Origin of the sequence: Methylococcus capsulatus (genome assembly GCF_036864975.1) — a bacterium.
GTDB lineage: Bacteria > Pseudomonadota > Gammaproteobacteria > Methylococcales > Methylococcaceae > Methylococcus.
The window spans coordinates 2,492,286-2,511,412 of sequence record NZ_CP104311.1 but is presented as its reverse complement, the minus strand read 5'-3'; the positions used below and the strand labels follow the sequence as shown (position 1 = coordinate 2,511,412).

The window sequence follows — 19,127 nt, the reverse complement described above, 5'->3', positions numbered from 1 at the left end:
AAAAATCCCTATGTCGTTGTAATCGAGACCTGATGAAGAAGGGATTAAGACCGTTGCCCGATGTTGGGTTAAATTGATCATTTGTTGTTGTAATCGAGACCTGATGAAGAAGGGATTAAGACCACGGTCTACCATCCTGTCTAGGATGGCTTCCGCGTTGTAATCGAGACCTGATGAAGAAGGGATTAAGACGACACGGCCGAGTCATATTCGACTGTGCCAATAAGTTGTAATCGAGACCTGATGAAGAAGGGATTAAGACGGATGATAGGGCACGGAAGATCATGCCGGAATGAAGTTGTAATCGAGACCTGATGAAGAAGGGATTAAGACGGCGGACAAGACCGGCATTAGCCAAGGTGGCCCGGTTGTAATCGAGACCTGATGAAGAAGGGATTAAGACCGCAGACCTCTTGCCGCAAGTTGTCGACAAGGTCGGTTGTAATCGAGACCTGATGAAGAAGGGATTAAGACTGTGTAAGGTTTATCATTTTTCTCTCCAAGAAATCGGTTGTAATCGAGACCTGATGAAGAAGGGATTAAGACGCGTCTTGCTGTTCCGGTGTCGACCTATGCTGAGTGTTGTAATCGAGACCTGATGAAGAAGGGATTAAGACGGATGATAGGGCACTGAAGATCACGCCGGGATGAATGTTGTAATCGAGACCTGATGAAGAAGGGATTAAGACCAATTTCTTGTGCCCGAATCCGAATGGATTCGGGGTTGTAATCGAGACCTGATGAAGAAGGGATTAAGACGCTTACAAGTCTATCAGCGGTTATTGTGGTCATTGTTGTAATCGAGACCTGATGAAGAAGGGATTAAGACAGAGCCGAGCGAAGCTCTTCTACTGCCTTAGCGTGTTGTAATCGAGACCTGATGAAGAAGGGATTAAGACCCGATAAGGGCGTCCGTGTGCCTCGTCCATGAGGCGTTGTAATCGAGACCTGATGAAGAAGGGATTAAGACCCGATAAGGGCGTCCGTGTGCCTCGTCCATGAGGCGTTGTAATCGAGACCTGATGAAGAAGGGATTAAGACTGTCCATGCTGTTAAGCGTTTCTTCCGGTGTTATGTTGTAATCGAGACCTGATGAAGAAGGGATTAAGACGATGACCACTGGGTGAAGCTGCCTAGGCAGCGCGGTTGTAATCGAGACCTGATGAAGAAGGGATTAAGACTTGGCATAGGCCAAGGCCTTAGACACGGCAGCGTGTTGTAATCGAGACCTGATGAAGAAGGGATTAAGACTTGGCATTGCCCCATACTTCGTAGATGTAGAACGTTGTAATCGAGACCTGATGAAGAAGGGATTAAGACTTCCGGCGTGGGAATGTGGTTGAAGGTTAGCAGCTGTTGTAATCGAGACCTGATGAAGAAGGGATTAAGACTTGGCATAGGCCAAGGCCTTAGACACGGCAGCGTGTTGTAATCGAGACCTGATGAAGAAGGGATTAAGACTTGGCATTGCCCCATACTTCGTAGATGTAGAACGTTGTAATCGAGACCTGATGAAGAAGGGATTAAGACAGTATCGACTACCCAGCCTTGCCCGTACCTATGAGGTTGTAATCGAGACCTGATGAAGAAGGGATTAAGACATCATTGCGTTGGGATCTTTGGTAAGCGCGGCAAGGTTGTAATCGAGACCTGATGAAGAAGGGATTAAGACTTTTCACTCCAAAAAATAGTCATAGAAATTAAGACGTTGTAATCGAGACCTGATGAAGAAGGGATTAAGACACTGAACTCCACGCTCTGAATACGGGCAATCCCGTTGTTGTAATCGAGACCTGATGAAGAAGGGGCGGATTCAAGGATGAAGTGCAATTATGAGTAACGCAGGTCAGGAGGGCGGGATGCGGTAGCATCCATGCCTTTTTGACCGCCCAGTCGAAATTGCAGAAATGAACTACACACACCTCAGCCGAGAAGAACGATACCGGATTTACGCCTTGAAGAAGGCAGGACAGACGCCAAGCAGGATTGCCAACGTGCTGGGACGTCATCCATCGACCCTCCGCCGGGAGTTGCGCCGCAACCGCGGCCTGCGCGGCTACCGACCCAGGCAAGCCCAGAGTCTGGCCGATGCCCGTCGCGCCTTGAACGCCCGGCCGATCGACGATGCCACCTGGCAGTTCGCCCGGGATCGGCTAGGGGAGCAGTGGAGTCCAGACCCAATCAGCCAGCATGCGGCCATCAGCCATGCGACGGTGTATCAGCGCGTCCCTGCCGACAAGAAAGCGGGCGGTGCGTTATGGCGCAACCTGCGCTGCCCGAAGCTGCGCAGGAAACGCTATGGCAAGCATGACCGCCGCGGCGTCCTCCCCAACCGGCAGTCCATCGAACAGCGCCCTGCCGTTGTCGCAACGCGCAGCCGGATCGGCGCTTGGGAAGCGGACACCGTCATCGGCGGTGGACACAAACAAGCCATCGTCAGCCTGGTCGAACGCAAGTCAGGCTTGACCCTGATCGAGAAGGTCGGGCGCAAGACCGCGCAGGCCGTGAGCGATGCGATGATCAAACTGCTCAGGCCATACCGCAGACGCGTGCTTACCCTCACCTCCGACAACGGCAGGGAATTCGCCGGACATGAGTCGATCAGCAAGCCATTGAAGGCCGACGTCTACTTCGCTCATCCCTGCCCTTCATGGGAGCGCGGCACGAACGAGAATACCCATGCGCTCATCCGGCAATACTCCCCGAAGCACCGGGACTTCACCACCCTCACCCAACAGGAGATCGATAGGGCTATGGAGAGACTCAACAACTGCCCCAGGAAGAGTCTGGGATACCCGACACCTGCTCAGGTATTCTTTCAATCAGGCGTTGCTCTTCAAATTTGAAGCCGCGTGATGCCGCTATGTATTAAGGAGAAAAAAAGCCGTTCCGACCGGCGGAGGTAGCAATGTTCCAGTCCGATACCGGTCGTCGCAAGCTCCGCCTGGCCTGCAGGGTGGAATTTGCCGGCAGTTCGACGATCAGCGGCAATACCCGCGTGCTCTCACCGGTGGCCGTCTCTCTGCAAAGCGCCGCCTTGCTGACACCGGGGCCGCGCCGCCCCAAGCCGGGAGACCGGGGCGTGCTCACCCTCATCATCCGCGGCCCTGGGTTGCCCAATGCTTTGCTGAAAATTCCCTGCCGCGTGGCTTTCCTCAACGGCAATATCCTCGATTTGCAGATCATGACGGCGGGCCTGGACGCTCGCCAGCAGGCGACCTTCGATCTGCTGTTCCAACGCTGAGCTAACGGTTTTCGAGCCGATTGAAATCGAACAGCGCTGCTTCCACCGGGTCGGCCTGGCGGAAGGCTTCGTGCAGGGCATCGCTGTGCGCCCAGAAACGGGGATCGGTGCGGCGGACGGCAAAGCGGGCGGCGAGTACCGCATAATCCTGCTCTGACCGGAGACGGCCGACCTGGTCGACGAAGGCCGCCAGCCGGTTGCTCCGGAGCCGGTAGAAGGCATTGGGATAGGCGCCGATGAATCCTTGCGCCACCAGCAGGGTGTCTTCATCCGGCAGGCGCCGGTCTTCCTCGAAGAACAGCTCGGAAATGTTGCTGTGGGCGCTGTTGCGGATCAGGGTGTAGTGACGGTCGATGCCGTCGATGCCCTGGACGGTCAGGAAACTGGATTCGGGCAGGAAGGAAAGCATTCTGCCCTGCAGATTGGCAAGTTTTTTCAGGAGCCCGGCATTGGGATCCTCCCGCGTGCTTGCGGCCAGGTCGTAGCGGTGATCCAGCACCGGCGCGAGATGCGCTTTCCAGAGTCCGAACAGTTCCGGTAAGGGGTCGCCGGTCCGGTATTCGACACCCGTGCGCTGGGTGAAATAGGCTTTGCTGCCGTGAAGGAGCACAAGGAAGTCGAGCGAAGCGAGCGAGTGCGACGACCCCCGCGAAGCCGTAGGCCCGGATGTTTTGTCGGAGTCTGCGGCTTCATCGCAGGTGGAGACAAAACATAAGGGAACCGACACGGCGTCGAGTCATTGTGGGAGCCTTGGCGGAGTGCGTCGCGGAGAGACGGACGGAGCCGAGGCGGACGCAGGACGGCGCGGGCCGCCGAAGGCAAAGACGTCGCCAATTTTTCGCTTCCGAGGGTGACTTGGAAGTCCCGTCGGGTTTCGCGAAAAATGGCGACGCTCCAGTGAGATAGGATTTCACTTCCTCCCCTGCCCCGCGATACCAGAGATCGCGCACTGCGTTGCGATCGCCGCCGGGCAGCAGGGCCAGGAAGTTCATCTCGCCCTCCATCCGGAGAAAATCCATGTAGAGCCGGGCCTCCAATTGGTGTGCGGTGTTGCCGTAGACGTCGAAACCCGCCACTAAAAGGTAGTGGATACGCTCCAGTAAGGTGTAGCCCATGATGAGGGCGGTCTGCGGCCGCTCGCCCAGCAGCCCCTTGACCACGCTGGCGCTGTCGAAATGGCGAAACACGGTGAGCGCAGCATTGGTGTTGTTGCCGTCGCCGTCCCACAGCATGGACAGGCTGGGGCTGTTGTTGCCGGTAAACCGTCGATTCGCCAGTTCCGATTTGCGTCGCAGGTATTCGGTCTGACCGCGTGAATACGAGAGCCAGCGGGTGAGGAGCGCATTGCTCTGCTGTTCCGTCGGCAGGCTGACTTCCTTCAGGACGTCGGCCAGAAACGCCGAGGTTTCGTTGAACACCGGCAGGTCCGGGTGTATGAACCCGATCCAGAAGTGGTCGGTGATCACGTTGAGTGCGACCTGCCCCCGGCATACGGGCCCTTTGATGAAATTCATGATGGTGAACTGCGCCTCGTCCAGCAACAGGCGATAGCGCGAACGCACCGGAATCTGCTCGAATGCGATGAATGGATTCGCCGAGACCTTCGGGTCGTAGGACGGCAGCGCCTTGACGGTGTAGGGCTCATCGAGGAACCACGTCTTGATACGCGCCATCCGTGCCGCGTTCAGGGCATAGGGCATGTGGGTTTTGGACACCAGCGTCGGCCGATGCGGCCGCAGGCGGTAGTAGACCCGCGCCACGCCCGGGTCGTCGTAGGGACGGCGGGTCGCGATGGGCTCGATGGGCCGGCCCGGCGCGGTGCGGGAGCGGATGAGTTCGAAGTAGCCGCCCGGCGGAAGCTCGTCGAAATAGAGATGAGCCAGGAACCAGTGTTCGTACAGATAGCGGCTCATCAACTGGGTCTTGGGATCGGCCCCGTTGAGGAATGCTTCCCAGCGGGCGATCTGGTCGCGCTGCGCCTCGGTGAGGGAAGGCTCCGGAGCGGCGGGAGCGCCAGCCTCCAGCCACGCCATGAGGGTGCGGTTTTCCTCCTCGGAGAGCGGCGGCAGACCATAAGGCATGCCCCATTCCGGATGCTCGGCTTCGAAATCGCCGATTTCTTCGATGGCCGGGCATTGCTGGCTGCGGTCCAGGGAAAAATCGTAGCGATTCGGGGACAGTAAGCCGTATTGGGGAAAATCGAGCCGGCGTTTGAGTGTTAGCAGGCGCGCCATCACGCCGGCGTCGCGATTGGCTTCGGGGCCGGCGCTGCGCTCGTTGAGCACGGGATGGAATCCTTTGCTTCGCCATTCAGCAGTGCTGCGGGCATCCAGGAACAAACGGGTGGGCTCGGCCGCCAACAGGCGGGCGGCATCGTAGACCCGCTCGCCACTGGCGCCGCGCGTCACCCCTTCGTAGCTTCCCAGTTGCAACTGACAGGGCGCATCGTAGCAGGCATGACAAACCACGCAGCGGCTGTCGAGGACGGGTTTGACGTCGCGCCGGTACTCGACGGGCAGTACCGCAGTGCTCCGGGGCCGGTCGAAACGACGGGGGTCGGGCGCGCCGTAGCGCTGATCCAGCCGAATCTGGCCATAGGCGGCGCAGCCGGCAACGAGGGCGAGAAGGAACAGCACGATGAAAGGACGCATTCAGAATTCTCCGGAAGCAAGGCAAGACACTGCGGCGGCAGCACCGGGACACCCTGGCTAAGGTAGCAAACACACTGCCGCGGAGCGAACGCGGCTTGGTTTGCCCTTTGTAATCCACTATCCTCCACTGGAAGCGGTTACGCCGCCGTGCCCAGCGGCCGAATTCGGAAATATCCCCCGCATGCGCCTTCAGATTACTCAGCCTTTTCATTCCGGCTTCCGGGGCCGGATCATTTGCAACGGCCGGTGTTGACCATGAACCCACAGCATCCGATGACCGCACGGCCGGCGATCCGCCTGGAAAGTCCTTCCGGCGTGATCTTCCACCTTACATCCAGCGGGTCGATCCGGCGCATGGATTACGGGGATGTCCTGCTCAACCTGTTCCCCGGCTCGGAGGTCGAGGGCGGACCGGCCAACCTCTATCTGCGCCGCCTCTCGGAGCCTGCCCGGAGCGTGCCCGAAGGGCCGGCCGAGGCCGTGCCGCTGCTCGGTCCGCGCAGTCCTGGCCGCATACGGTGCGACGGACGCGGGCTATCGATCGAGGGGGAATGGGCGGGCATCCGGTTCTGGGTGTCCCTGGTGCTGGCCGAAGCCGCGCCCGCCTGGTTCTGGCACGTGGCCCTGGAGAACGTCGGCGGGACCGCCGAGACGGTGGAGCTGGTCTATGCCCAGGATTTGGGGCTGGCGCACTATGGCGCGGTGCGGCTCAACGAGTACTACGTCAGCCAATATTTGGACCATACGCCGCTCCCTCACCCCTCACAGGGTACGATCCTGGCCTCCCGCCAGAACCTGGCGATGGGCGGTCGTTTTCCCTGGGTCGCCATCGGCTCGCTGAACCGGGCCCGGAGTTTCGCCACCGACGCATTGCAGTTCTACGGGCTGGCGGGCCGCGCCGGCCGCCCGCCGCGGGGGCTGATGGAGGGCCTCCCCGGAACGCGCCGCCAGCACGAGCATGCCATGGCGGTGCTCCAGGACACCCCGTTGACACTGGCACCGGGCGAGGCGTCGGCGGCGGGGTTCTTCGGCTGGTTCGAACCGGACCACCCGGCGGCGACCTCCGTCGCCGATCTGGCCTTCGTCGACCGCGCATTGAGCCTGCCGGAGGCGGCGCCTCCCGCGGTAAGGTGGGATCCATGCGAAGGCTTCGCGCCGTCGGCCAGTCTGTTCAGCACCGCACCACTCCTCGAAACCTTGGACCTCGGCGAAGCCGAGATCACCAGGCTGTTCGGCGGCGAACGGCGGGAGGCGGAGCGGGAGCATGGCCGCCTGCTGTCATTCTTTTCGGGGGAACGCGCTCATGTCGTGCTCAGGGCCAAGGAACTCGAGGTGCTGCGTCCCCATGGCCACATCCTCCGTACCGGCCGCGGTCTGGTACCGGACGAGGCCGGCCTGACCTCCACCGCCTGGATGGCCGGCGTGTTTCATTCGATGGTGACCCAGGGCCACGTGAGCATCAACCGCTTCCTGTCCACCACCCACAGTTACCTGAGCCTGTTCCGGGCGCACGGCCAACGGCTGTTCATCGAGATCGACGGCCGCTGGCGGCTGCTGGATGTGCCTTCCGCCTTCGAGATGCGACCGGAGGGCTGCCGTTGGATCTACCAGCACGCCAGCGGATTGCTGCAGGTGCGCAGCGAGGCCGCCAGCGGGAGCCATGAACTCTCGCTAACCCTGGATGTGCTGGAGGGACCGCCCATCCGCTGCCTGCTCAGCAACCATGTCGCCCTCAACGGCGACGACGGTGCCGAGGCCGTGCCGGCGCAGTTCGTCCGCGACGGGACGGGGGTGTTGGTCCGCCCGGTCCCCGAATCCGATGTCGGCCGCCGTTTCCCGGATGGCGGCTTCCGCATCGATCCGCTGCCCGGCACCCCGCTCGAGACCGTTGGCGGGGACGAGCTGCTGTACGCCGACGGCCGATCCCGCGGCGAACCCTTTCTGTGCCTGATCACCGCGCCGGTGTCGTCGGCCGGCTTCCGCATCACCGGCTGTCTGGTGCCGGCTCCCCCGGCCGCAGCCGACACAGGCCCATATTGGCACGAAATGACCGCGGCCTTGCGGGTCCATCCGCCGGGCGGCAGTACGCTGGGGGGAGACATCGGGCGCCTGCGGGAAATCCTGCCCTGGCTCGCCCATAATGCCCTGATCCATTACCTCAGCCCGCGCGGGCTGGAGCAGTATTCCGGCGGCGGCTGGGGCGTCCGTGACGTCTGCCAGGGACCGGTGGAAATGCTCCTGGCCCTGGGCCGGCCCGAGCCGGTCCGCGACCTGCTGTGCCGGGTGTTCAGGAACCAGAATCCGGACGGCGACTGGCCGCAGTGGTTCATGTTCTTCGAGCGGGAACGCCACATCCGCCCTGGCGACTCGCACGGCGACATCGTGTTCTGGCCGGTCCTGGCCCTCGCCCAATACCTGCTGGCCTCCGGAGACGGTGCGCTGCTGGATGAGGTTCTGCCCTTCTTCCATCCAGAAGGCGGCGACAAGGCCGAGCGGGCGACGCTCTGGGGGCACGTGGAGCGCGCGCTGCGAGTCGTGGCCGCGCGGAGCATTCCCGGCACCCGGCTGGCGGCCTACGGCCACGGCGACTGGAACGATTCGCTGCAACCGGTGGACCCGGCCATGCGCGAACGGCTGTGCAGCACCTGGACGGTGACCCTGCATTACCAGACTCTGACCACGCTGGCCGAAGCGCTGCGCCGCTTGAAGCGCTATGACCAGGCGGCGGCTTTCGAGACCGCGGCGGCGGAAGTGCGCGAAGATTTCCAGCGGCGGCTGTTGGTCGACGGCGTCCTCGCCGGCTACGCCCATTTCGGCGAGGACGGACGAATCGCTTATCTCGCGCATCCACGTGACCGGACCACCGGCCTTTCCTACAGCTTGCTGCCGATGATCCATGCCATCGCCAATGGGCTGTTGACGCCCGCCCAGGCGGCGCGGCACCTGCGGCTCATCGAAGACCATCTGCTCGGCCCCGATGGCGCCAGGCTGTTCGACCGGCCGATGGCCTACCGCGGCGGCCCGCAGAAGTATTTCCAACGGGCCGAGAGCAGCAGCTTCTTCGGCCGCGAAATCGGCCTGATGTACACCCACGCCCATCTCCGCTATGCCGAAGCGCTGGCCCGCTACGGTGACGCGGAGGGCTTCTTCGAGGCGCTTTGCAAGGCCAATCCGATCGGCATCCGCGCTCTCGTACCCACCGCGACCTTGCGCCAGGCCAACTGCTACTATTCGAGTTCCGATGCCGCCTTCGCCGACCGCTATCAGGCTCAAGCCGAGTACGAGCGGGTTCGCAAGGGGGAAATCGCCTTCGACGGCGGCTGGCGGGTGTATTCGAGCGGCGCTGGCATCGGCATGAGCCTCATCTTGCGCGGCTTGCTGGGGTTACGGCTGGAAAGCTCGAAGCTGGTGATCGACCCGGTCATCCCGAAGGCTTTGGACGGCCTGCGGGTCGAATTGGAACTCGCCGGATCAGCGTTCGAAGTGGTCTACGCCATACAGAATTCCGGGGCTGGCCCTCTCTCGCTCAGCCTGAACGGCGCCGATCTGCCGTTCAGCCGGGCGCCCAATCCGTACCGGACCGGCGGCGCGGAAGTCGCCCTGGACGCGCTGCGGATGAATCTGACGGGAGACCGGAACCGGCTGGCCGTGGCTCTGCGCTAAGGCGCGTGGACGGCATCGGAACCGTTTCGGCGATTCAAAAGCCTGCGATGGTTCTTGCGCTGTCATAATGGGATAGCAAAATAGCCGGGGCCCGCCGGGCCCTGCTCAAAACCTCCTTAAGCCCCGAAGCTCACCTCAGGAGAGTGACCCATGGAAACCCAGCCCCCCTTTTCTTCCGAATTCGAACGGCTCACCGTCTACGGCCCGACCCGCGCCACCGTGGGCGGAACCCCGCTGGATGCCGAAGAAGCCCGGAAAATCCATGCCTTCTGGCGGGCTTGCAACTACCTGGCGCTGGGCATGATCTACCTGCGGGGGAATCCGTTACTGCGTGAGCCGCTCAAACCCGAGCACATCAAGAACCGCCTGCTCGGCCATTGGGGCTCCAGCCCCGGCCTTGCATTCGTCTACACCCACATGAACCGGGCCATCCGGAAACACGACCTGAACATGATCTTCATGGCCGGCCCCGGCCACGGCGCCCCCGGAGTGCTGGGTCCGCTCTACCTGGAAGGCAGCTACACCGAAATCTACCCCGACAAGGACCTGAGCGAAGAAGGCCTGCTGAACTTCTTCAAGCAGTTCTCCTTCCCTGGCGGGATCGGCAGCCATTGCACGCCGGAGACGCCCGGCTCGATCCACGAAGGCGGCGAACTGGGCTACGTGCTGTCGCACGCCTGCGGCGCGGCCTTCGACAATCCCGATCTGATCGTGGCTGCCGTGGTCGGCGACGGCGAGGCGGAAACCGGCCCGCTGGCCACTTCCTGGCACATCAACAAATTCCTCAACCCGATCCGCGATGGCGCGGTGTTGCCGATCCTCAACCTCAACGGCTACAAGATCAACAATCCCACCCTGCTGGCACGCATCAGCCACGACGAGCTGGAAAACCTGCTCAAGGGCTACGGCTACACTCCCTATTTCGTGGAAGGCTCGGAACCGGAGAGCATGCACCAGGCGATGGCCGCAACCGTGGACCGCTGTGTCGAAGACATCCACGCCGCCCAGACCGAAGCCCGCGCCTCCGGCCTCGCCCGACGGCCGCGCTGGCCGATGATCGTGCTGCGCTCGCCCAAAGGCTGGACCGCGCCGCGCCAGATCGACGGCCGCCACGTCGAAGGCTTCTGGCGCGCCCACCAGGTGCCAGTGGCCGACGTCGCGAAAAACCCCGAGCACCTGAAGCTGCTGGAAAACTGGATGCGCAGCTACAAGCCGGAAGAACTGTTCGACGCCGAAGGCCGCCCCATCCCGGAAATCCGGGAAATGGCGCCGGCCGGCCTCCGCCGTATGGGTCTCAATCCCCACGCCAACGGCGGCCTTCTGAAAAAGGCTCTGCGCATCCCGAACTTCCGCAACTACGCCATCGAGGTCGCCAAACCGGGCCAGATCGAAGCCCCGAACACCCAGCCGCTGGGCGTGTTCCTGCGCGACGTCATGAAGGAGAACATGCACAACTTCCGGATCTTCGGCCCGGACGAGAACACCTCCAACAAGCTGGACGCCGTGTACACTGCCGCCAAGAAGTTCTGGATCGCCGAATATTTCCCCGAAGACCAGGACGGCAGCGAACTGGCCCCCGACGGCCGGGTCATGGAAATGCTCAGCGAGCATACCCTTGAAGGCATGCTGGAAGGCTACCTCCTCACCGGACGCCACGGTTTCCTCTCCACCTACGAAGCCTTCGTCCACGTCATCGATTCGATGTTCAACCAGCACGCCAAGTGGCTGTCGATCTGCAACAACCTGTCCTGGCGCCAGGACGTGGCCTCGCTCAACCTGCTCATCACCTCGACCGTGTGGCGGCAGGACCACAACGGCTTCACCCACCAGGACCCCGGCTTCCTGGACCTCGTCGTCAACAAGAGCGCGGAAGTCACCCGCATCTACCTGCCGCCGGACGTCAACAGCCTGCTTTCGGTCGCCGATCACTGTCTGCGCAGCCAGAACTACATCAACGTGATCGTGTCGGACAAACAGTTGCACCTCCAGTTCATGGACATGGATGCCGCGATCGCCCATTGCACCGAGGGCTTGGGCATCTGGGAATGGGCCAGCAACGACGAGGGGCAGGAACCGGACGTGGTCATGGCCTGCGCCGGCGACATCCCAACCCTGGAGGCCCTGGCCGCCACCGCTATGCTGCGCGAGGAGTTCCCGGAACTGAAGATCCGCTTCATCAATGTGGTGGACCTGTTCAAACTGCAGCCCGAATCCGAGCATCCGCACGGTCTCAGCGACAAGGATTTCGACAGCCTGTTCACCAAAGACAAGCCGATCATCTTCAACTTCCACGGCTATCCTTGGCTGATCCACCGCCTGGCCTACCGCCGCACCAACCATGTCAACATGCACGTGCGCGGCTACAAGGAGAAAGGCAACATCAACACTCCGTTGGAGCTGGCGATCAACAACCAGATCGACCGCTTCAGCCTGGCGATCGACGTCATCGACCGGATTCCGGAAATAGCGGTCTCCGGCGCCCACGCCAAGGCCCGCTTCCGCAAACAGCAGATCGCCTGCCGTCAATACGCCTACGAACATGGCATCGACATGCCGGAGGTCGCGGCCTGGCGCTGGCCGGGTTGACCGGCCACAGGGACGGCGGTACCGCCCGGCCGTCTTCCTTTCTTATCCATAGCAAACAGGAAACCCCATGACGGAAGTCTCCAAAGATCAGGGCATTGCGGTCGCTCTGTTGACGGAATTCACCACTCACCGCCTGCCGCGGGCACGGGACATCCAGGCGAAAGTCGAGCGCAAGGAACCGCTCGACGAGCTGGACATCGGCTTTCTCCGCAATGTGTTCGAAACCGCGCAAGCCATCAAACCGCAGGTGGACCGCCAGCCGGAATACCAGGAAATTTATGCCCGCGCGGTCGAGCTCTATAAAGAGATCATGGACAAGGCGATGGAAAACGAACGTGAACAACCGGGACCGGCTTCCCTCCTCTGAGAACGCCATGGACGGGCCCGTCGCAGTCGTCAACGGCGGTTCCTCGACCGTCAAGTTCTCCCTGCTGAACGGCGAGCAACGGCTGCTGAGTGCCCTGCTCGACCGGCTGGGCGACAAGCCCGGCAACGGCGCCTGCGCCCACCTGCGCGATGCCGCTGGTACCGTGCTGTTTCAGGGTCCGATCCCGGCACAGACCCACGAGGAGGCGCTGGACTGGCTGTTCGCCTGGCTGCAGCGCAACGACGGGGGCTTCGAGCCCGCCGCGGTCGGCCACCGGGTGGTGCACGGCGGTGACCGCCTGATCCGGCCGGTACGGGTTACCGATGAAGTCATCGGCCAGATCGAGGCGCTGATTCCCCTGGCGCCGCTGCACCAGCCGCATAATCTCGCCCCCATCCGACTCTTGGCGACGAAGTTTCCCGACCTGCCGCAGGTGGCCTGCTTCGACACCGCCTTCCACGCCACTCAATCCGCCATCGAAAAGCGCTTCGCCCTGCCCAGGGAATACGAGGCGGCCGGCATCCGCCGCTATGGCTTCCATGGCTTGTCCTACGAATACATCGCTTCGCGCTTGGCCGAAATCGACCCCGTCGCGGCGGCAGGCCGTACCATCGTCTGCCATCTCGGCAACGGTGCCAGTCTGTGCGCTATGCGGGCGGGCCGCAGCGTCGCGACCACCATGTCCTTCACCGCCCTGGACGGCATTCCCATGGGCACCCGCTGCGGTGCCATCGATCCCGGCGTGCTGCTGCATCTCATGGACCAGCCGGGCATGGATACGCGGACCCTCTCGGACCTGTTGTACAAGCGCTCGGGACTCCTGGGACTGTCCGGCCTAAGCGGCGACATGCGCGACCTCCTGGCCAGCGCCCGGCCGGAAGCCGCCGAGGCCGTGGAGTATTTCTGCTACCGCATCGCCCGCGAAATCGGTTCGTTGAGTGCCGCACTGGGCGGGCTGGACGCGCTGGTCTTCACCGCCGGCATCGGCGAACACGCAGCGTCCGTGCGGGCCCGGATCTGCGAGCTTTCGGCCTGGCTCGGGGTCGCGATCGATCCGGCGGCCAACCGGGTCCTGCATACGCCGGAAAGCCGCATTCATGTGCTGGTGGTCCCCACCAACGAGGAGGCCATGATCGCCCGCCATGTCCGGCGAACCCTGGCCCTCCCGCCCGGTTCCCCCAGACCCCTTTAAGTCTTAACATTCGCCCCCCCAAAATAGCGAAGCGAACAGGTAGCCGACCATGAGCAATCCTCTCCAAGAACAACTGCGCAAGGCAGGTCTGGTCAATGACAGGCAACTGAAAAAGGCGCAGAAGGACCTGCGCAAGGAACGCCAGCGCAGCGCCGAAAACAAGGGCGCGGATGCCGAAAAGGCCACGATCCGGCAAGCCCAGGCCGAGAAAGCCGCGCGCGACCGCGAGCTGAATCTGCAAAGGAAGGAAGCCGAGGAGCGCAAGGCACGTGTTGCGCAGATACGCCAGCTCATCGAAGCCAACCGCCAGAGTGGCGATGGAGAAGTCGCCTACAACTTCGCCGACGGCGGCATCGTCAAGCGTATCTACGTCGACGAGGCCATGCGCAGACGCATCGTCCACGGCCAGATCGCCATCGTTAAACTGGACGGCCGATACGAACTGGTACCGGCGGAAGTCGCCGAGCGCATCGCAGTGAGGGACCCCTCGTGTATCGTGCTGAAAAACCCGCCGCCCGGCGCCGGCGAGGAAAACAAAGACGATCCCTATGCCACCTACCCAGTGCCGGATGATCTGATCTGGTGATCCGGGCAGGCCGGCGCACCGGCGTCGATCGGCCGTCCACCGGAGAGGGTCGCTTCGCGGGAGACGGCGGACATCGCTCCTTGTGCCGCTCTGGATTAACAGGCATAATGCGCTTTCTCTGATGAGCACCCGGCTCACCGATTCTATGGCAAGCCGCATCGGTCCCCTCGCAATGATACGCTGTGAACCCCGCCAGGCCCGGAAGGGAGCAACGGTAGCAGCGGACTCGTGTGCCGGGGTGTGGCTGGTGCGGTGAGCCACCCAATTCCCTACTTCTTCCGCCGCAACCCCATGCTCTACCAGGCACTTGCGCGTAAGTGGCGGCCCCACGACTTCACCGAAGTGGTCGGCCAGGAGCACGTCGTCAAGGCGCTGACGCATGCGCTGGAAGCAAACCGCATGCACCACGCCTATTTGTTCACCGGCACCCGCGGCGTCGGCAAGACCACGCTGGCCCGGATTCTGGCGAAGGCGATCAATTGCGAAGACCGCCAGGGGCCGAATCCCTGCGGGCGCTGCCTGAGCTGCCGGGAGGTGGACGATGGCCGCTTCATCGATCTGATCGAGGTCGACGCCGCCTCCCGCACCAAGGTCGAAGACACCCGCGAGCTCCTGGAAAACGTCCAGTACGCTCCTAACCAGGGACGCTACAAGGTCTACCTGATCGACGAAGTCCATATGCTCTCCGGGCACAGCTTCAATGCCCTGCTGAAGACCCTGGAGGAGCCGCCGCCGCATGTGAAATTCCTGCTGGCGACCACCGATCCGCAGAAGATCCCGGTCACCGTGCTGTCACGCTGTCTGCAGTTCAACCTGAAACGGCTGACTCCAGAACAGATCCGCGCACAGATGGTGCAGATCCTCGCGGCAGAGAATCTGGAGTTCGAGCCCGGTGCCGCCAAAGCCCTGGCCCGCGCCGCCCGGGGCAGTATGCGCGACGGCCTGAGCCTGTTGGACCAGGCCATCGCACATTGCGGCGGCCGACTCACCGATACCGGCGTCAGCGCCATGCTCGGCACCGTGTCGCGGGAACCCGTCTACAGCCTGCTCGATGCTCTGGCCGAGGGCCGTGCCGACACGCTGCTTGCGGAGGCCGCCGCGCTCGCCGAATTTTCGCCGGACTACCAGGACGTCGTGCAGCAACTGCTGGCAATCTTGCACCAGATTGCGATCGCCCAGTTTGCACCGGATGCCATCCGCCACGACGAGGAGGCTGAATGCGTACTGGCCCTCGCCCGCCGCCTCGCGCCGGAGGATACCCAGCTCTACTACCAGATTGCGCTGCAAGGTCAAAAGGATTTGCAGTTGGCGCCGGACCCGCGCGATGGCTTCGAGATGCTGCTGCTGCGGATGCTGGCCTTTCGGCCACAGGCCGCGGAGGCCGCCGCCCTCAGGGCTGTCCCGCCGACCGCAGCGGCGCAACGCCCCCCCTCCGACGGCGGCGGCATCCGGGAGCCGCGCAGCCTCCCGGAAGGCCCCCATCATGCCGCTGTCCGTCACCCTGTCGCGGAAACGGCCGAACCCGCCGCCCGGCCGGCAGCAGCCGGCACCGGCCGGGATTGGCCGCAGATGATCGAGGCGATGAACCTCGCCGGCATGACCCGCCAGCTCGCCAGCCACTGCGTGCTGAGGGCGCTGACGGAACAGACCTGCGAGTTGGCGCTGGACCCCAGACAGGCGCAGATCCACACGCCGACGGTGACGAACAATCTCGAGACCGCCTTGCAAAAGTTCCTCGGGCGCCCCATCAAGCTGACGATCCGCAGCGAATCCCTGGACGAGGAAACACCGGCGGCCGCCGACCAGCGCGCCCAGGCCGAGAGACAGCGTGAGGCTGAACTCGAAATCGAAAACGATGCCACCGTCCACGCGCTAAAGGACATGTTCGGTGCGCAGATCGTGGCCGGCTCGACCCGGCCGCTGGACAGCCACGAAAATCCGAGGTAACCCCATGAAAAACCCTTTGGCCAACCTGATGCAGCAGGCACAGCGCTTCCAGGAAACCTTCCAGAAAACCCAGGAAGAGATCGCGGCGACCGAAATCCAGGCCGAAGCCGGCGGTGGCTTGGTAAAAATCCGCATGAACGGCAAACGCGAAGTGCTCAAGGTGGAGATCGATCCCAGTCTGCTCCAGGAGGAACGCGAAGTGTTGGAAGACCTGATCGCCGCGGCCTTCAACGACGGTGTGCGCCGGGTCGCCAAGCTCAAGCAGGAAAAAATGGCCGGACTGACGGGAAGCCTGGGCATCCCGCCCGGCTTCAACATGCCGTTCTAGTTCCACATGCGGCAAGGCGGCGCCATTGCCGAGCTGATCGAAGCGCTGCGCTGCCTGCCCGGCGTCGGGCCCAAAACTGCCCAACGTATGACGCTGCATCTATTGCAGCGCGATCGCGACGCTGCCGGTAGGCTGAGCGAAGCCCTCCGCCAAGCTCTGAACAAGGTGGGTTTATGCAGCCAGTGCCGCACCTTGACCGAGCGCTCGCTGTGCGAGTACTGCGCCAGCCCGGCTCGGGACCGGTCCCTCCTTTGCATCGTGGAATCGCCGGCCGAGGTGTTCGCCATCAGCCGCTCCACCGGCTACAAGGGCCTGTTCTTCGTACTCAACGGAAGGCTCTCGCCACTCGATGGCATCGGCCCCGAAGAGCTGGGGCTGGACATCCTGGAGCAACGGCTGAAGAACGACGGGGTCGCGGAACTGATCCTGGCGACCAACGCCACCGTCGAGGGCGAAGCGACCGCCCATTACATCAGCGACATGGCCCGGCGCCACGGCGTTCGTACCACCCGCATCGCCCACGGAATCCCATTCGGCGGAGAGCTGGAATACGTCGACGGCGCCACGCTTTCGCATGCCTTTGACAGTCGCAAGGATTTCTAAAAACGTCCACCCAAGGAGCCGCGTATGCCGCAATGTATCTTCTGCCAAATGGTCGCCGGGGAAATCAAACCGGCCGTGGTCTATGAGGATGAGTTGACGTTGGCGTTCAGGGACATCAACCCGCAGGCGCCGGTGCATGTGCTGGTGATTCCCAAGGCGCACGTCACCAATCTCAACGAGCTGCCGGCGGATGCGCCGGGTCTGGCCGCAGCGCTGTTCGAGACGGTCAAGCGGGTCGCCGCGCTGGAAGGGATCGCCGAATCCGGCTACCGCACAGTGGTCAACTGCCTGGGCGATGCCGGCCAGGCAGTTGACCACCTGCATCTGCACGTCCTCGGCGGCCGCCGCCTGCACTGGCCGCCGGGCTGATCCGCCCATAGGCGGAGAGGCAAAGCTGTCATTCGCCGCCGTCGACGGGATTCAGCTCGGTGCCGAGGATGGACCAGTCGTCCGGATTGGCTTGGTCTTCCCCCGTCATGCGCAGCTTGCACACGAATTTCTGGGCGGTCCGGCCCTGCTCGGAATCGACCAGCACCTCGGACCGCAGAATGTAATTCCTGCCGCCCAAGGCCCAGGCTTCGTATTTGTCATCGAGGAATTCCGAATTCTCTGGCACCACGTGGTCTTCCAGCATTGCGGCCTTGCAATGCAGGTAAGCGAAGTCGGTACGGGCATTCTTGATCTTGCCGAGCTGCTCTTCCTCTTCGTCCTTTATATCGAAGAGGTCGGATTCGAGGACCTTCATCACGAAAGGCGTCACACCCTTGTTCTGCAGCACGTAAAGACCGACGATGAATAAAACCAGTAATAGGAGGGAGATGTTGCGGCGCATGATGCTCCTCTTGTTTTGTTCTGCTTTTGTTCTGATTGCCACGAATCCGGGAACCTCTCGGGGAGACGCCACGGAAAACGATCAATTGTGCGGCACCGCTGCCGAAATGTATACCGGCGCTGCCGGAACCTTCGCGATTTTCAAGCCATGAACCAACCCTCCAGCCTCGTCGTCGCTATCTCCTCACGCGCGCTTTTCGACCTCGACGAATCGCACCGCATCTTCGAACAGGAAGGCCGGGAGGCCTATTGCCGCTACCAGATCGAGCATGAAGACGAAATTCTGGCGCCGGGTGTCGCTTTCCCGCTGGTCCGCAAACTTCTCGCGATGAACGACCGCCTCGGCGCCCCGCTGGTCGAAGTCATCCTGCTCTCGCGCAACAGCGCGGACACCGGTCTTCGGATCTTCAACTCCATCCAGCATCACGGACTGGACATCACCCGGGCGGCCTTCACCGGCGGCCGCTCACCGTTCAAATATGTCGCGGCCTTCGGTGCCCATCTGTTCCTGTCGGCGGAAGCCGGCGACGTCGCCGACGCCCTCAACGACGGGCAGGCAGCGGCCACCATCATCACGGCTCCTGCCCGCGGTAGCGACTCCGACCAGCTGCGCATCGCCTTCGACGGCGACGCGGTGCTGTTCTCGGACGAATCCGAACGCATCTACCGCTCGGCCGGACTGGAAGCCTTCGCCGAGAACGAACGCGTCGCCGCGCGCGAACCTTTGCCCGGCGGCCCGTTCCGGAATTTCCTGGCAGCTGTCCATCATATTCAGACCCGCTTCGATGCCGACAGTTCACCGCTGCGCACCGCCCTGGTGACAGCTCGCGCCGCGCCCGCACACGAACGGGTGGTACGGACGCTGAGGGCGTGGAATATCCGGATCGACGAAGCGCTGTTCCTCGGTGGACGGGACAAGAGTCAGTTCCTGGCCGCTTTCGGGGCGGATATCTTTTTCGATGACCAGAGAAGCAATTGCGAAGCCGCCAGCCGCCATGTAGCGACCGGCCACGTGCCGCTTGGCGTGGCCAACCCGCCCGATGATGAAGGGCAAACGGCGGCCCGGGATGGATGAAGGTAACCGCTCGTCATGATCGCCCCTTCACCCCGAACCTCTCCCAATTGCGGG

At 62.6% G+C, this 19,127-nt stretch carries 15 protein-coding genes, 1 other RNA gene and 1 CRISPR repeat array (1 of these 17 only partly in view); of the genes, 13 read left to right on the top strand and 3 right to left on the bottom strand.

What is annotated here, in order from left to right; translation table 11 throughout:
• Positions 1-1,815: direct repeats of the CRISPR family, unit length 36 nt; unit sequence GTTGTAATCGAGACCTGATGAAGAAGGGATTAAGAC; it reaches 2,297 nt to the left of the window's first position.
• 92 nt (positions 1,816-1,907) lie between these two features.
• Together N4J17_RS12340 and N4J17_RS12335 are read left to right on the top strand one after the other, a co-directional pair.
• Positions 1,908-2,846 carry an IS30 family transposase gene (locus tag N4J17_RS12340; RefSeq protein ID WP_198321497.1) on the top strand — a complete coding sequence of 313 codons (939 nt, stop codon included), beginning with the start codon at positions 1,908-1,910 and terminating at the stop codon, positions 2,844-2,846.
• 62 nt (positions 2,847-2,908) lie between these two features.
• Positions 2,909-3,244 (top strand): hypothetical protein, encoded by a 336-nt coding sequence (locus tag N4J17_RS12335; RefSeq protein ID WP_198321496.1) that lies wholly within the window; start codon positions 2,909-2,911, stop codon positions 3,242-3,244.
• Between the two features lies 1 nt (position 3,245).
• Here N4J17_RS12335 and N4J17_RS12330 read toward each other — a convergent pair whose 3' ends face one another.
• Both N4J17_RS12330 and N4J17_RS12325 read right to left on the bottom strand, forming a co-directional pair.
• Positions 3,246-3,854, bottom strand: a complete 609-nt coding sequence (locus N4J17_RS12330; protein ID WP_277458287.1) for a fatty acid cis/trans isomerase — start codon at positions 3,852-3,854, stop codon at positions 3,246-3,248.
• A 79-nt stretch (positions 3,855-3,933) separates the two neighbouring features.
• Positions 3,934-5,895 (bottom strand): fatty acid cis/trans isomerase, encoded by a 1,962-nt coding sequence (locus N4J17_RS12325; RefSeq protein ID WP_232470164.1) that lies wholly within the window; start codon positions 5,893-5,895, stop codon positions 3,934-3,936.
• Positions 5,896-6,150: 255 nt separating this feature from the next.
• Between N4J17_RS12325 and N4J17_RS12320 the strand changes: the two genes are divergently transcribed.
• The 10 genes from N4J17_RS12320 (at position 6,151) to N4J17_RS12275 (ending at position 17,536) form a co-directional block, all read left to right on the top strand.
• Positions 6,151-9,558: a GH36-type glycosyl hydrolase domain-containing protein gene (locus N4J17_RS12320; RefSeq protein ID WP_198321495.1), complete on the top strand. Its 3,408-nt coding sequence runs from the start codon at positions 6,151-6,153 to the stop codon at positions 9,556-9,558.
• Positions 9,559-9,708: 150 nt separating this feature from the next.
• Entirely contained in the window at positions 9,709-12,144 is a 2,436-nt protein-coding gene (locus N4J17_RS12315) for a phosphoketolase family protein (RefSeq protein ID WP_198321494.1), read from the top strand.
• A gap of 67 nt (positions 12,145-12,211) precedes the next feature.
• Complete coding sequence (locus tag N4J17_RS12310; RefSeq protein ID WP_198321493.1) at positions 12,212-12,511, top strand: hypothetical protein; 300 nt, start codon at positions 12,212-12,214, stop codon at positions 12,509-12,511.
• A 7-nt stretch (positions 12,512-12,518) separates the two neighbouring features.
• Positions 12,519-13,703, top strand: coding sequence for an acetate/propionate family kinase (locus tag N4J17_RS12305; RefSeq protein WP_198321492.1), 1,185 nt, complete (start codon positions 12,519-12,521; stop codon positions 13,701-13,703).
• 49 nt (positions 13,704-13,752) lie between these two features.
• The gene (locus N4J17_RS12300) at positions 13,753-14,289 is read left to right on the top strand and encodes a DUF2058 domain-containing protein (protein ID WP_198321491.1); all 537 of its coding nucleotides are present in this window, start codon (positions 13,753-13,755) and stop codon (positions 14,287-14,289) included.
• Positions 14,290-14,445: 156 nt separating this feature from the next.
• Positions 14,446-14,542: signal recognition particle sRNA small type (ffs, locus tag N4J17_RS12295), an RNA gene on the top strand.
• A gap of 38 nt (positions 14,543-14,580) precedes the next feature.
• On the top strand, positions 14,581-16,236 hold the full coding sequence (gene dnaX / locus N4J17_RS12290) for a DNA polymerase III subunit gamma/tau (protein ID WP_198321636.1): 1,656 nt from the start codon (positions 14,581-14,583) through the stop codon (positions 16,234-16,236).
• Between the two features lie 4 nt (positions 16,237-16,240).
• Positions 16,241-16,564, top strand: a complete 324-nt coding sequence (locus N4J17_RS12285; protein ID WP_198321490.1) for a YbaB/EbfC family nucleoid-associated protein — start codon at positions 16,241-16,243, stop codon at positions 16,562-16,564.
• A 6-nt stretch (positions 16,565-16,570) separates the two neighbouring features.
• Entirely contained in the window at positions 16,571-17,167 is a 597-nt protein-coding gene (recR, locus tag N4J17_RS12280) for a recombination mediator RecR (protein WP_198321489.1), read from the top strand.
• A gap of 24 nt (positions 17,168-17,191) precedes the next feature.
• Positions 17,192-17,536 (top strand): histidine triad nucleotide-binding protein, encoded by a 345-nt coding sequence (locus N4J17_RS12275; protein WP_198321488.1) that lies wholly within the window; start codon positions 17,192-17,194, stop codon positions 17,534-17,536.
• 28 nt (positions 17,537-17,564) lie between these two features.
• On the opposite strand, the gene N4J17_RS12270 is transcribed toward N4J17_RS12275, so the two are convergent.
• Positions 17,565-17,999 (bottom strand): hypothetical protein, encoded by a 435-nt coding sequence (locus N4J17_RS12270; protein ID WP_198321487.1) that lies wholly within the window; start codon positions 17,997-17,999, stop codon positions 17,565-17,567.
• 147 nt (positions 18,000-18,146) lie between these two features.
• Between N4J17_RS12270 and N4J17_RS12265 the strand changes: the two genes are divergently transcribed.
• Positions 18,147-19,073, top strand: coding sequence for a 5'-nucleotidase (locus N4J17_RS12265; RefSeq protein WP_198321486.1), 927 nt, complete (start codon positions 18,147-18,149; stop codon positions 19,071-19,073).
• The last annotated feature ends 54 nt before the right edge of the window (positions 19,074-19,127 follow it).